The 12,306-nt window shown below is 71.5% G+C and carries 10 protein-coding genes and 1 CRISPR repeat array (1 of these 11 running past the window's edge); all 10 genes read right to left on the reverse strand.

Going from position 1 to position 12,306, the window contains the following annotated elements; all coding sequences use genetic code 11:
- Nucleotides 1-424: direct repeats of the CRISPR family, unit length 29 nt; unit sequence GGGACCATCCCCGCGCGCGCGGGGAGCAC (it extends 32 nt beyond the left edge of the window).
- Between the two features lie 120 nt (nt 425-544).
- The 10 genes from cas2e to CLV72_RS25845 all read right to left on the reverse strand — a co-directional run bounded on the left by cas2e (nt 545) and on the right by CLV72_RS25845 (nt 12,299).
- Entirely contained in the window at nt 545-892 is a 348-nt protein-coding gene (gene cas2e, locus CLV72_RS25795) for a type I-E CRISPR-associated endoribonuclease Cas2e (RefSeq protein ID WP_106251431.1), read from the reverse strand.
- Complete coding sequence (gene cas1e / locus CLV72_RS25800; RefSeq protein WP_106251433.1) at nt 889-1,842, reverse strand: type I-E CRISPR-associated endonuclease Cas1e; 954 nt, start codon at nt 1,840-1,842, stop codon at nt 889-891. Before cas1e ends, cas2e begins: the two co-directional genes overlap by 4 nt.
- 3 nt (nt 1,843-1,845) lie before the next feature.
- Complete coding sequence (cas6e, locus tag CLV72_RS25805) at nt 1,846-2,568, reverse strand: type I-E CRISPR-associated protein Cas6/Cse3/CasE (RefSeq protein WP_106251436.1); 723 nt, start codon at nt 2,566-2,568, stop codon at nt 1,846-1,848.
- 9 nt (nt 2,569-2,577) lie between these two features.
- The gene (cas5e, locus tag CLV72_RS25810) at nt 2,578-3,285 is read right to left on the reverse strand and encodes a type I-E CRISPR-associated protein Cas5/CasD (protein ID WP_106251438.1); all 708 of its coding nucleotides are present in this window, start codon (nt 3,283-3,285) and stop codon (nt 2,578-2,580) included.
- Nucleotides 3,282-4,475, reverse strand: a complete 1,194-nt coding sequence (gene cas7e, locus CLV72_RS25815; RefSeq protein WP_106251441.1) for a type I-E CRISPR-associated protein Cas7/Cse4/CasC — start codon at nt 4,473-4,475, stop codon at nt 3,282-3,284. The genes cas5e and cas7e overlap by 4 nt, the downstream gene beginning before the upstream one ends.
- Entirely contained in the window at nt 4,472-5,149 is a 678-nt protein-coding gene (gene casB, locus CLV72_RS25820) for a type I-E CRISPR-associated protein Cse2/CasB (RefSeq protein WP_106251443.1), read from the reverse strand. The genes cas7e and casB overlap by 4 nt, the downstream gene beginning before the upstream one ends.
- Nucleotides 5,146-6,795 (reverse strand): type I-E CRISPR-associated protein Cse1/CasA, encoded by a 1,650-nt coding sequence (gene casA, locus CLV72_RS25825; protein WP_106251446.1) that lies wholly within the window; start codon nt 6,793-6,795, stop codon nt 5,146-5,148. Before casA ends, casB begins: the two co-directional genes overlap by 4 nt.
- Nucleotides 6,788-9,721, reverse strand: coding sequence for a CRISPR-associated helicase Cas3' (gene cas3, locus CLV72_RS25830; RefSeq protein WP_281262441.1), 2,934 nt, complete (start codon nt 9,719-9,721; stop codon nt 6,788-6,790). The genes casA and cas3 overlap by 8 nt, the downstream gene beginning before the upstream one ends.
- An 836-nt stretch (nt 9,722-10,557) precedes the next feature.
- Nucleotides 10,558-11,361, reverse strand: coding sequence for an NADPH-dependent F420 reductase (locus CLV72_RS25840; protein WP_425428125.1), 804 nt, complete (start codon nt 11,359-11,361; stop codon nt 10,558-10,560).
- A gap of 86 nt (nt 11,362-11,447) precedes the next feature.
- A complete protein-coding gene (locus tag CLV72_RS25845) occupies nt 11,448-12,299 on the reverse strand; it encodes an ATP-binding cassette domain-containing protein (RefSeq protein WP_106251455.1) in 852 nt (283 codons plus the stop codon).
- Nucleotides 12,300-12,306: the final 7 nt, after the last annotated feature.

Consider the following 12,306-nt stretch of genomic DNA (forward strand, 5'->3'; position numbering starts at 1 on the left):
GTGCGCGGCTCGGTGGACAAGATCCTGTCGGGACCATCCCCGCGCGCGCGGGGAGCACACCGCGTCGGCGACCGCCTCGATCGGGCCGGAGGGACCATCCCCGCGCGCGCGGGGAGCACTTCTGGAGGCTGCGCAGCTCGGGCCGCAGCCGGGGACCATCCCCGCGCGCGCGGGGAGCACCCGCTCGGGCACTCGGCGACCCAGCGGCCGAAGGGACCATCCCCGCGCGCGCGGGGAGCACCGCATCACGGTGTCGGCCAGGGTGCTCTTGCCGGGACCATCCCCGCGCGCGCGGGGAGCACCGCGCCGTCGAAGCCGCCTCCCGTGCGCGCCGGGGACCATCCCCGCGCGCGCGGGGAGCACTGGTAGCCGCGATGCCGTCTGTCGGGCCGCATGGGACCATCCCCGCGCGCGCGGGGAGCACCCTCGGCGACCTGCGGGTTCATCCGCCGATCGCCTGGTTTTTCACCACTTCTCGAAATTCGGACAGAACGCTTACTGCACGAAAAGAAGTCGCCCAGAAGCCAATCTCAACCATCCTGGCTCACCGCTGACCGAAACGGCGGCGCTTCGATGCCTTGCTCCAACCGGGTTTCGCCGCAGGGGCCGAAGCTCCTTTGTCCGTCGGGCGGCGGATGAGGGTGACGCCGTCCAGGTCCACCGGATGCCATTTGTGGTCGTGGGTCTCGAAGGTGAACCCCTGTTCGTTGTCGGTGCTGTAGGCGAGGAGCGCGCGGCCGTTCCCGGCGTACTGTTTGACCTCGGACCACAGTGCTTCTCGGATACGTGTGCTCGGGCCGCCGAGAAACACTCCAGGGGCGATTTCGAGTAGCCAGCGCGTCAGGAAGCCGCGCAAGCCGACCGGACACTGGGTCAACACGATGACCGTCACCAGATGACTCCATCGTCGTAATTGCGCCCGGATTCCAGGTCGGGTCCTCGGTCGGTGCGGAGGCCGACGCGGTCGGCGTCGGGATCGGCGGGCTCCGCGCCGTCGTTGTCGGGGAGCAGCAGAGCGTGGATGTCGCGGACGCAGCGGTCGAGCAGCCCGATTTCGTTGACGCGGTCGCGGAGGGCGCGGCGGGTGCGGGCGCCGACATCCTCGGGGTCCTCAGCGGCGGTCTCGAAAGCGACCGGGATGCCGATCTCCGTCTTGTAGAGGTCGGCCACGTCGAGCACGAAGGACAGCTCGTGCCCGGAGTGCACGAAGCCGAGTGCGGGCAGCGCGCCGATGGCCGCGACGACCGACTGCGCGATGCCGTAGAGGCACTGGGCGGCCGCTGTGACGGCCTGGTTCGGTGGGTCGCCGGACGCGAAGTCGCCCGGCGTGAAGCGCCGCCCCCGCCATTCGATGCCGACCCGGGCGGCCTCCTTCTTGTAGAAGTCCTTCACCCTGCGACCCTCCATGCCGAGCAGCTCGCGGCGGCTGCGGCCGGACGGGTCCTCGTTGGGGAAGCGCAAGCGGTACATGGCGCGCGCGACATCGAGGCGGCGCTGCCGGTTCGCCCACGCCAGGGCGTGGGCTTCGGCGAGCGCCGCCGAGCGGGTGAGCGCCCGACCGCCGGCGTAGTACCGAACACCGTGCTCGCCCACCCACACGGCACCCGCGCCGCTCTCGCCGAGCACGCTCATCGCCTGGTGGCTCACCCGGGTGCCGGGTCCCAGCAGCAGGGTCCCGATCGTCGCCGACGGGATGTGGGTGACGCCGTCGGCGTCTTCGGCGGTGATGGCGTTGGCGTCGCGGTGCACGACGCACCGCTCCAGGTAGACGAACGACGTCCGGTCGCTCACCCGGGTGAGTTCGCGCGGCGTCGACGCGCGGCGCTTCCCGACGGTGGTCACGGCTCAGCCCGCAGGTGCCAGAGTCATCAGCCCGCAGCCGTACGCCTTGGCCCGGCCGATCCCCGAGGTGAGTGCGCGGCGCAGCGCATCAGGGTCGGTGACCTCCAGGCGCCCGTCGAAGGTGGCCGTGGACAGGGTGACGCGGTTCTTGCGCGGCTTTCCTGACGGCGCCTCCTCGGACTTGCCGAAGTCGAGTCGACGGCGGTCGTGGACGATCAACTGATGCTCATCGCCCTGGGGCAGCCGCCGCTGCTCCGGCGGCTTCTCCAGCACCCGGAAACCCGCCGCCGCCTGCCGTTGCAGTAGCCAGCCCATCTGGTGGCGCGGTGTGACGTGGGCTGTCACCTTCGTCGGCTCGTCCTCGTGGCGGCGGATGCTGTGCACGGGATTGGCGGTCAGGCGGAAGGCCCAGATGTCGCCCTTGGTCAGGCGGTCGAGGAACGGCGCGTAGTCGCGGGTCTGCCATTCAGGTTGCGTCGGCCAGCCGGCCTGCTCGGCGAGGTGGGTGAGGTCGGGTCGCGACGGGCTGACGACGTACAGGAAGACCTCGGCGCGCGCGTTGCGGTCGACCCGCCACAGCACACGGGCGCCGCCACGGTCGCGGGGGTCGCTGGGCAGTATGTCGGGGAAGGACGCCAGGACGGCGGCGTGCATGGCCTGCGGCGACGCGAGCAGTCTGCGCGCGCCGATCCGCGCGGTGTTGAAGCGGAAGCGGGTCAGGTGCATCGGGTCACCTCACAGGGTCGCCATCGGATCGTGCTCGGGCACCGTGCGGCGTGCCCGGAAGCCGGGATTGGGCACCTCGACGGTGTCGGGATGGACGCCGCGCAGCGCGTAGCGGCGGTGCAGCGGATCGAAGCTGAGGGGATGGTCGCGCAGAGTGTCGGGCCTCCCGTGCTCCGGGCGTGCGTCCACGAAGGTGTCGAGCCGTACGTACGCCTCTTCGGCGCGCCCCCGCCGGTACCATTCGGCGGCGTGCCATTCCTCGTCGGCCAGCGCTTCCTCAAGCGGCTTGCCGACCCGGACGCCCAGGTTGATCGGGCGCGACGGCGGGCATGACCGCCGCCCGAGGAACGGCAGGAACCGGGGTTCCCGAACCGCCCGATCGAGGTCGGCGATCAGGGCGTCGTCGCCTTCGAAGGCCGCGACGAACACCGCGTCGGCCAGGTAGTAGCGCTCCGACAGCGGCATCGCCTGCCCGGTCGCGAAGTGCGAGGCGGTCTGGAAGTCGCGGATCCGGGTGCCGCGCTGGTCGACGCGCACGCCGAACCGCAGCGCGGCCAGGTCGGCGAGGTCGGCGGTGCGCTGGCGTCCCTGCGCCGCGGCGACCAGTCCGATCACGCCGCTCTTGGTCGGCGCGTGCTCGGTGCTGCGGCGGGCGAAGCGCGACGAGGCGCCCCATGCCTGGAGCGGCCCCGCCAGCAGCAGCATGAGCACGCTCATTCCGACGCGTCCTGCCGCCGCACCACCGCTGTGCCGACGGCCGAAACGAGTTCGCCGATCGACACCTCCGTGCCGGCGCCGGCCAGCTTCTCGGTGCTCGCGCCGACCCGCACCACCCAGCTCTCCACGCCGTCCTCGACATCGAAGGCGTGTTCGACCTGCGGGATGTGGTCGGCCAGCCGCTCGACGGCCTCGCGGAGGTGCCCCCCGCCCTGGAGGGCCGGCACCGGCTCCTCGAAGGCGCCGACGAAGCTGACGGGACGAGTGGAGCGCAGCTTGACCAGCACCGCGTCCGGCAGGGTGTGGTTGCCGAAGGTGTTGCTCTTGCCGGTCGGCATCGACTCGACGAAGCCGCGGACGAACGCCTCCACCGCCCGCCGCAGCGGTTCGTGGACGGACTCGTCCTCGCGCAGCCCCGCACCCAGGTTGCGGCGCAGCTGGTCCACGTCGAGAGCGGCGTAGCGGTAGAGGGTGGCGGAGTTGAACTCCACGGTGCCGATCATCCCGGCGCCGGGCTCGGCGTCGGTGTTCTCGTCGTCGACGGCCGTGTAGTAGTCGGACTCGTTCTCGACGGCGTGGACGCTGATCGCGTGCGCGACCTGGGCGGCGGCGTCCACGTTGATGTCGGCGCCGTCCGCCACCATCCGGCCGAACAGGGCGATGTCGACCGAGTGGCGGGTGTCGGCGATCTCCTTGGCTCGTGCCTTGTTCTCCTTGTCCTTGAGGAAGGCGGTGATGTCGTCGCGTCCCTCCACGGCCAGTGCCGCCAGGCCGTCGCGCTGGCGGGCGCTGAGGAACATGAGGTACGCGGACTCGCGGGGCGGTGCGGCGGCCCCGGCGTTCTTCGCCGCGTCGGCCTTGCGCTTGGGCACCTCGATCTTGGACCCGGTGGCCGCCTGCACGACCTCGGCGGCCAGGTGGAGGGCCTGGGCCTCCTCGATGGAGGGGTCGATCCCACGGATGCGCCCGGCGACGAGTTCGGCGACTTTCTTGGTGCGCACGCCCAGTTCACCGGGGTCGAGCATCGAGTGGAAGGCGCGGCGGGTGGCCCGCTTCCACGCCTGGCTGGACACGCGCGCCCGCCGCACCCCGCCGTAGATGGCGGTCTTCGGTGCCCCGGTGTCGTCGCGGTTGAGGTTGCTCGGCGGCACGGTCTGCAGGACGTGCACGTCGATGATGGTTCGGCTCATGGCTGGTCCTTCGCTGTGGTGTCGACATCGGGGACGGCGGAGTCGTCGGCCGCCTGGACCGCGCGGTCGCGGTGGGCGTGGAAGTCGCGGGCCCAGGCCAGGCGCACGCGGTTGATGCCGCCGGGTTGCTGGAAGGTGTGGAGTTGGCCCGCGAGCAGTCCGTAGTCGAGGGGGATGGACTCGCCCCGCAGCAGGACGACGATCTCGCGCAGCCGGTAGGCGAGGGTGGCGGTGGTGGTGGCGCTGCCGGCCTGCACGAAGCGCTTGCGGAGCGGTTCGTCGATGTCGTTGCCCGGCATGAGGCGGCGGACGGCGCCGCCGAGTCCGCGCCCGGGGCGGTGCATCCCGGCGTCGCGGCGCGACTGCTGGTGCACGGCGAAGAGGGTCAGTGCGATGTGCGCGGCCGTCTCGACCTGCTCCTGGGCGGCCTCGGCCCGCGCGGAATCGTGGGAGGGCGGCCTAACGTCGTACAGTTCGGGGCCGCCGGCCAGGCCCCACAGGTCGGGGACCTCCGCGAGCGTCCGGCCCGCCCCCCGGCGCAGCCGGGCGAGGGCGGCGACGGCCCCGGGGCGGTCTCGCAGGTAGTCGCGCTGGAGTGCGGTGACGCGCTCGTGTACGAAGGCGGCGACGGCACCGTAGGGCTGCGGCCGCTCTCGGGTGGTCGTTGCGCTCATGCGGACACCTCGGTGCTTCGCTCAGGAACGGACAGTTTCAGGGCCTTGCGGAGTTCGGCCCGGAACCGCAGATCGGCGCGGCCGGCCGACAGCCACATGTCGCCGTTCGGACCGCGGACCACTCGTCCGATCCACGCGGCCTCGCCGGCCTCCGCTACCAGCCGGGCGCCGATGCGGCTGAGGAGCCGGTGCGCCTCGCGCTGCCACTCCGCACGGCGTTCCAGGGCGTCCTCTCGCCGCGTCAGCCCGCTCAGCCAGTCGCGAAACGGGCCGTCGAGGGCGCCGAATCCCTGATCACGAGCCGCCTGGCGCGGCGAGTCGGTGGGGGCTCCGGCCGCTTCGGCCAGATCCGACGCCAGGTAGCCGAGCACGGTGACGGCGTCCTCGGCGTCGTTGGCCGCGTCGACGGCCGTCTGGCCGAGGACGCCGTCGCGGTCGTGCAGCACGACGACGGCCATGGTGAGTGCGTCGTCGACGATCTCGTCGATGACCGACTGCTGGGTGCCATAGACGGCGCTGACGATCCGGGCGCGGATCAGCCTGCCGTCGTCGAGGTAGTCGTCATTGGCCAGCCGGGCGATCCAGTCCAGCACGCGCGGACGGACGATCGCGGCCGCCTCCTGGCGCTGCTCCGCTCCGCGCACGCGTCCGGTGACGAGTGCGCCCAGCCCGCGCCAGGCGCTGCGCGCGGGGTCGTGCTCGCGCGGCAGGTAGACCTGCGGCAGACCGAGCTTCTTCTCCTGTGCCGGGCTGCGCCGCCAGGCCGTCATCGGCTCGCGGTCGTGCATATTGCGCGGCGTCAGCGGATCGCCGTAGGCGACCAGCACCCCGTGCACGCCGTCGGCGTCGTAGTGCAGGCGCAGCCGGCGGCTCTGCCAGGTGTAGAGATCGCGGAGCCCGGAGGGGCGCCCGCCGGGTTCGGCCGCGGCCGGGCCGGCCGGCTCGCGGCGCCAGGCGGGCCGGTCGTCGGCGGCGGCGGCGCGCAGATTGTCCGTGTCGGCCGCGATGAGGTTGAGCAGCAGGGTCTCGGCCAGGTCGTCGCCCTCCGCGTACACGCCGCCGAGGGTGCCGGCCCAGCCGACGCCGAGCGGATAGCCCTTGCCGCCTTTGACGCGGGGGTCGCCCACGGCACCGGACTTGATGCCCGAGGGGTCGAAGGCGTGGGCGTGCACCACCCAGCGGGCCGCTTCGGCGAAGCCGAGCCGGTCGGTGCCCCGCGCCCGCATGGTGAAGAACGGCGCGTTGTTGGGCACGTCGGCGACCAGGCGGTCGAGCGAGGAGACCTCGTTCTTCGCGGTGTGCAGATCGCCGACCTGGCAGAACGGAGCCGATGGGTGCAGCAGATCGAAGCGGGCGCGGTGGTCGTGCAGGTACGCGCGGACCGCGGCCGCGGGGATGCCGCCCTGCCACAGTTCGTGCCAGTCGTCGGCGCTGGCGGGGCCGTCAATGGCGTCGTGCAGGATCGCCAGCAGCAGCCTGAGCAGCGCGAACTCCTGGGTGGGCACATCACCGACGAGACGGCGCAGGTCCTTGGCCTGTTCGAAGACCTCGACCAGGGACAGTTCGCCCTCGGAGCCGTCCAGCCGCAGGACCGGCAGCCACGGGCTCGTGGTGAGGTCGAACGAGGGGGCGGATGGATCAGTCATCGGCGATCACCTTGAGCCCGTCAGAGCGGCTGTAATCGAGTTGGAATCCTGCCAGGCGGGTATGACAGTCCGAATCCAGCACCAGGACCAGCTCGCCGGCCAGCCAGTGGGACTCCTTGGTCTGCCAGGCCGGGAAGTAATTGGCTTCGAGTTCCGCGATCGCGCGGTCGAGGACGCTTGACCGCTCGAACTGCCATGGCAGCCGCAGCCCGCACGACGCGACGACGCGCGCCGAACGCGGCGGTGGAGCCGTCTCGGTGGGCAGTTCGATCCCGCCCCGCCCTTCGGTGAGCCACGGAACCGTGACAAGGGCGCCGTCGGCGCGCCGCTGCACGACCAGCACTTCGACGGTGTCCTTGCTGTCGCGTACCTGGGCGCGGCCGCGCCGGGAGTCGTCAACGTCGCCCACCCCCGCGTCCACCCAGCCGACCAGGGCGCTGCCGTCGCGGCCGGAGCCGTTGAGCAGGAAGGCTTGGGCGCGGTCGGCCTGGTCGGCGCGGTGGTGCCGGTAGGCGCGCCGGGCCTTCTCGGTCTCGGTGTGCCACTCGTCGGGGCCGACCGGCTCGGAGCCGTAGGCGTCCTGCACCAGCGGGCTGATGGCGTCGGGGAGCCGGACAGGTGGCACTCCGGCGGCGCCGGTTTCTGTCAGGTCGGTCAGGTACGGGTCCAGGACGGCGAGGGAGCGCAGGAGCGGATAGGTCTGATAGACGCGGCGGGAACCTCTGACCGGCATGGGCGGGCGGCCGTTCCAGTCGTCGACGCCGGTGACGTAGCACCTGGCGGCGCGCAGGCGGGCGGGGCGCCCGAGCTGCCCCTCGCCCCGCTCGTGCCGGTGCAGCCGGCCCATGCGCTGCAGCATCAGGTCGATGGGGGCCAGGTCGGTGACCATCAGATCGAAGTCCACGTCCAGCGACTGCTCGGCGACCTGGGTGGCGACGACGACACACCTCTCCGGGCGTTCGCCCTTCATCGCGGCGACCGTGGCGGGTGGACCGAAGTCCGCCAGCAGCCGGGCGTCGTTGTCGGCGCGGTCCAGATCGAGGAAGCGCGCATGCGCGATACGGACCTGGGTGTCGGGCAGACTCTCCCGCAGCCGCGCGGCGGCCGCGTGTGCCCGGTCCACGGTGTTGCGCACCACCAGCGCGCACCCGCCGCCCGCCAGCTCGTCCGCCAGCAGATCGGCGAGGCGGTCGAGGTCGTCGGACAGCCTGACCAGCGTCACCTCGGTACCGCGCCCGGAGGCGGTGGGGCATGAGATCGCGGGTTCGGCGCCGCGCACAACGGTCGTGATCAGCGGATAGCCGCGCGCCTCCGCAATCGGTGCGTATTCGGCCGCATGCGGATCGGCGTCGGCCAGGCCGGCGTAGGCGGCGGCGAGTTCACGGCGGCGAGCGGCCGGAAGCGTGGCCGACAGGATGACGACCGGCACCCGGTAGGCGCCCAGCCAGGAGAGCACCCGGTCCAGGTACGCGTTCATGTAGGTGTCGTAGGCGTGCGCCTCGTCGATGACGACGACCTTCCCCGCGACGGCGAGGTGGCGCAGGGCCAAGTGGCGGCTTTTCAGCCCGGCGAACAGCAGCTGGTCGATGGTGCCGACAGCGAACGACGACAGCATGCCCTTCTTGCGGCCGCGCAGCCAGTGGTGGGCGACCAGTTCGGCCGAGGCCGCGGGGGTGTCCGCCCGGTGGTGCCACTCGCTTCCGCCGCCGTCGCGGCCGATGTCGGCGACCGGGCCGCGCATCAGCCCGGCGTACTGCTCGTTCAGCGCCGCCTTGGAGTGCGCCAGGAACACCGAGTGCGCCCCGGTCCCCGCGTGCTCGTCCGGCAGGTGGTCCAGCCAGCGCAGAAGGCGGGGGAACATCGCGTTCCCCGTCGCCATGGTCGGCAGCGCGACGAAGCACCCGCCCGCGCCGGAACGGGCCGCGAAGACCTCGGCGGCGGCCAGTGCCGCCTCGGTCTTGCCCTCCCCCATCGGCGCCTCGATCACCATCAGTCCCGGCGCCGGCATCGCGCGGGCCAGGCGGACGGCCTCCTCCTGCACCGGGCGGAGCCGCGCGCCGGGCGGCAGGTCGAAGCGGGCGGCGAACAGGTCGGCGGGCGCACCGACCGGCTCGACGGCCGTCCACGGGCCGGGCAGGTCCAAGGCCCGCCAAGCCGACTCGATCCGCCGCTCCTGGCCGGCGAGCCCGTCGGGGAAGTACGGGAAGAGGTCGGGGTTGCTCGCGATCCAGTCCGCGACGATGACCAGCGCGGTCAGCAGCACCTGGACCGGTTGGGGCAGCTGCACGTCCCGCCAGTCGGCGAGACGGTCCCCGACTCCGCAGGCGAGAGCGGCCGCGTCAAGCAGTTCGTCCTGCACGGCGCGCCAGGCGTCCTCAGCTCCGGGCGTCCGCAGCAGCGCGGGATGCCTGCGCAGTTCGCTGATATCGGAGTGGCTGGGCGGCACACCGTGATGCCCCCCGACGACGACCGCCAACTGCGCGGTCGCCCGCCGCGCCCAGCCGTGGTGCTCGGTGAGCCACTCCTGCAGCAGCAACTGGCCGGCCAGGCCATGCGGGCCGAGCCGGCGGTCCGGCATCCGCTTCTCGCCCGGCATCGCCAGGCCCTCGTCCCGCATGGCCACGGCCAGGGCTTCGACCTGACAGGCGAAGGCCGGCGCCGCCTTGCCGATATCGTGCACGGCCGCCAGCCAGACGGCGAGCCGGCGGGCATCATCCATCCCGCCCGGCAACGCGGTGGCGATCAGCCTCCGAACCTGGCCAGGCAGCCACTCGTCCCACAGCAGCCCCGCGACCAGCCCCGAGTCGGCCATATGCCGCCACAGCGGCAGCCAGCCCTCGGTATCGCGATCGTGCTTGGCCCAGACCGCCCTGGCCTGCTTACTGAGACAGGCCGCTTGGAGTTCCGGGAAATCCCCGATAGACACGAATGTATTCAAATGAAAAAGAGCTATCGATTCTCGTAAAACTTGAGATCACTCTGTCCACATCTGGTCACTCGACACGACTGTTCAGAGCACGTGGGCGACCGAACGCTGGCGCAGGGGGTGAAGACCCACCTCGCACGAGGAGCCGTTCGGCGAACGTCGTGCGCCCGCCAACCCTCCTACATGTGGAGAAAACGTTCAACTGAATGGATCCGACCGCCTCCTACGTAAGATCATCCCGCCTTTGGGGAACACAAGTACCTGCCAGGCACCCAGGGGCTATGAACAGGGACCATCCCCGCGCGCGCGGGGAGCACGGCTCGCCAAGACTGCAACTGAGGAGCATCCCAATCATCGATCGGGTTTAGATCTGCCCTGACGAGCAATCTCAGAGTATCCGATCTTCTACGAACCAGTTACAGCCATGTCGTAACGCACACCAGAGGCGTCCAGCCCTGGTATCGTCGGGCGCACGCCGCATTCCTTCCCGGGGGCGCTGCTCGACGATGACCACTTCCGGGGAACCTGCCACTCATCCACAACAGAACTACGAGGAGTCCCCGGAGTGATCTCGACACGCGCGCTCGTCATTCTCGCGTTGTCCCTCGGGGCTGCCCTTCTCGCTGGCCTAGGCATGGGCGTTTCCGCTGGGCTGAATGTCGCCGGACAAATGGGCGACAGCTGGGCACTCATCATCGGTCTCACGTCCGGCCTCGGCTCCGCGCTGGTTGCGGGTCCCGCAACCGCAAGCACATTACATTCCCTGATAACTCACGACCGAGTCCACCATGACGAAACTGCGGCTCAGAAAGTCGAAGGCTCGGACAACAACCAGCTCAGGCCCTGAAGTCCGGCAGCCGTTCCGGGCTGGCCGAGGCGAGGGCCTTGCGGACGCCTTCGGCGTCGAGGTCGGTGCCGTAGACGGGGGTGCCCGGCTGCTGGCGCCAGGACTCGGAGAGGCCGCCCGCGTCGACGGGGTCGAAGCCGAGTTCGTCCACCAGGCGCATGATCTTCTGCTTGGCGGACTGGTCGTCCGCGGCGACGGGCAGGGCGATCCGGTCCGGCGTGCCGGGCGGGACGGCGCGGGTGAGCAGGTGGCTGGCGTAGATGTTGTTGAAGACCTTCACCACTGTGTGCCCCAGCTGCTCGGCCACCCAGGCGCTCTCGGTCTGGCCGTTCTCGATGGCGGCGATCTTGCCGTCGCGCTGCGGATAGTAGTTGTTGGTGTCCACGACGGCCGCGCCGGGCGCGGCGCCGGCCAGGACGTCGGCCGGGAGGGCGGGGACGGCCCGCTGGGGGATGGTGACGATGACGACTTCAGCGTCACGCGCCGCCCGCGTGACGTCGACCGGAGTCGCTCCGGTCTCTTCAGCCAGGCCGGCGAGGGTCTCCGGGCCGCGCGAATTGGCGACGGACACGTCATGGCCGAGCCGGGTCAGCCGGCGGGTGAGGTTGCCCCCGATGTTCCCGGCGCCGATGATGCCGATCTTCACTTTTCCTCCCGAAATTGTGGACTGACGGGCGCGGGTGGCCCGCCGCGGTAGGTTGGTGTACCGGGCGCACGGCCGGATGGTGCCGCAGGACCGGACCCGCACAGTCCGATCCTGCGCAGTGGCCGCCGCCCGGCCCCGTACCGACACGCGTCCGCGACAACCCCGTATTCGCGGCCGCTGTTCCCGTCCCTACACGTGCACTCGCCCGGCGCCGACGAGGCCCAGGGGCGCGGCTAGGCGCGTTCCAGTTCGTGGGCGAGGTCGTCCAGTTCGGAGCCGCCGGCCATCAGCCGGGTGACCTCCGGGAGGGTGATCTCGGACTTGGCGAAGTCGCCCAGGCTGCGGCCGCGCTTGAGGAGGAGGAAGCGGTCGCCGACGGGGTAGGCGTGGTGCGGGTTGTGGGTGATGAACACGACGCCGAGCCCCTGGTCGCGGGCGCGGGCGATGTAGCGGAGCACGGTGCCGGCCTGCTTGACGCCGAGTGCTGAGGTGGGCTCGTCCAGGATGAGGACCCGGGCGCCGAAGTACACGGCGCGGGCGATGGCGACGGACTGCCGCTCGCCGCCGGACAGGGTGCCCACCGGCTGGTCGGGGTCGCGGATGTCGATGCCCATCGCCGCCAACTGCTCGCGGGTGATCCGCCTGGCCGCCGCCACGTCGAAGCGGCGCAGCGGACCCCAGCCCTTGGTGGGTTCGGAGCCGAGGAAGAAGTTCCGCCAGACGGCCATCAGCGGGATCATCGCCAGGTCCTGGTGCACGGTGGCGACGCCCGCGTCCAGGGCGGCGCGCGGATTGGCGAAGCCCGCGGGGCGCCCGTCGAGCAGCACCTCGCCCTCGTCGGGCCGCACGACCCCGGACAGCAGCTTGATCAGGGTGGACTTGCCCGCGCCGTTGTCGCCCAGCACGCAGGTGACCTCGCCGGCCCGCACGCTGGTCGACACGTCCTTGAGGGCGATGACGCTGCCGTAGTACTTGGACGCGTTCGCCAGTTCGAGCAGCGGGGCGCCGGTCGCGCCCGCGCCGGCCGTGTCGGCGGCCGGCGGCTTCCCGGTCTGGTCGGCGCGCTCCGGTCGGTCTTCGCTCATGGTCGGG

This window comes from Allonocardiopsis opalescens, from assembly GCF_003002095.1.
GTDB classification, from domain to species: domain Bacteria; phylum Actinomycetota; class Actinomycetes; order Streptosporangiales; family Streptosporangiaceae; genus Allonocardiopsis; species Allonocardiopsis opalescens.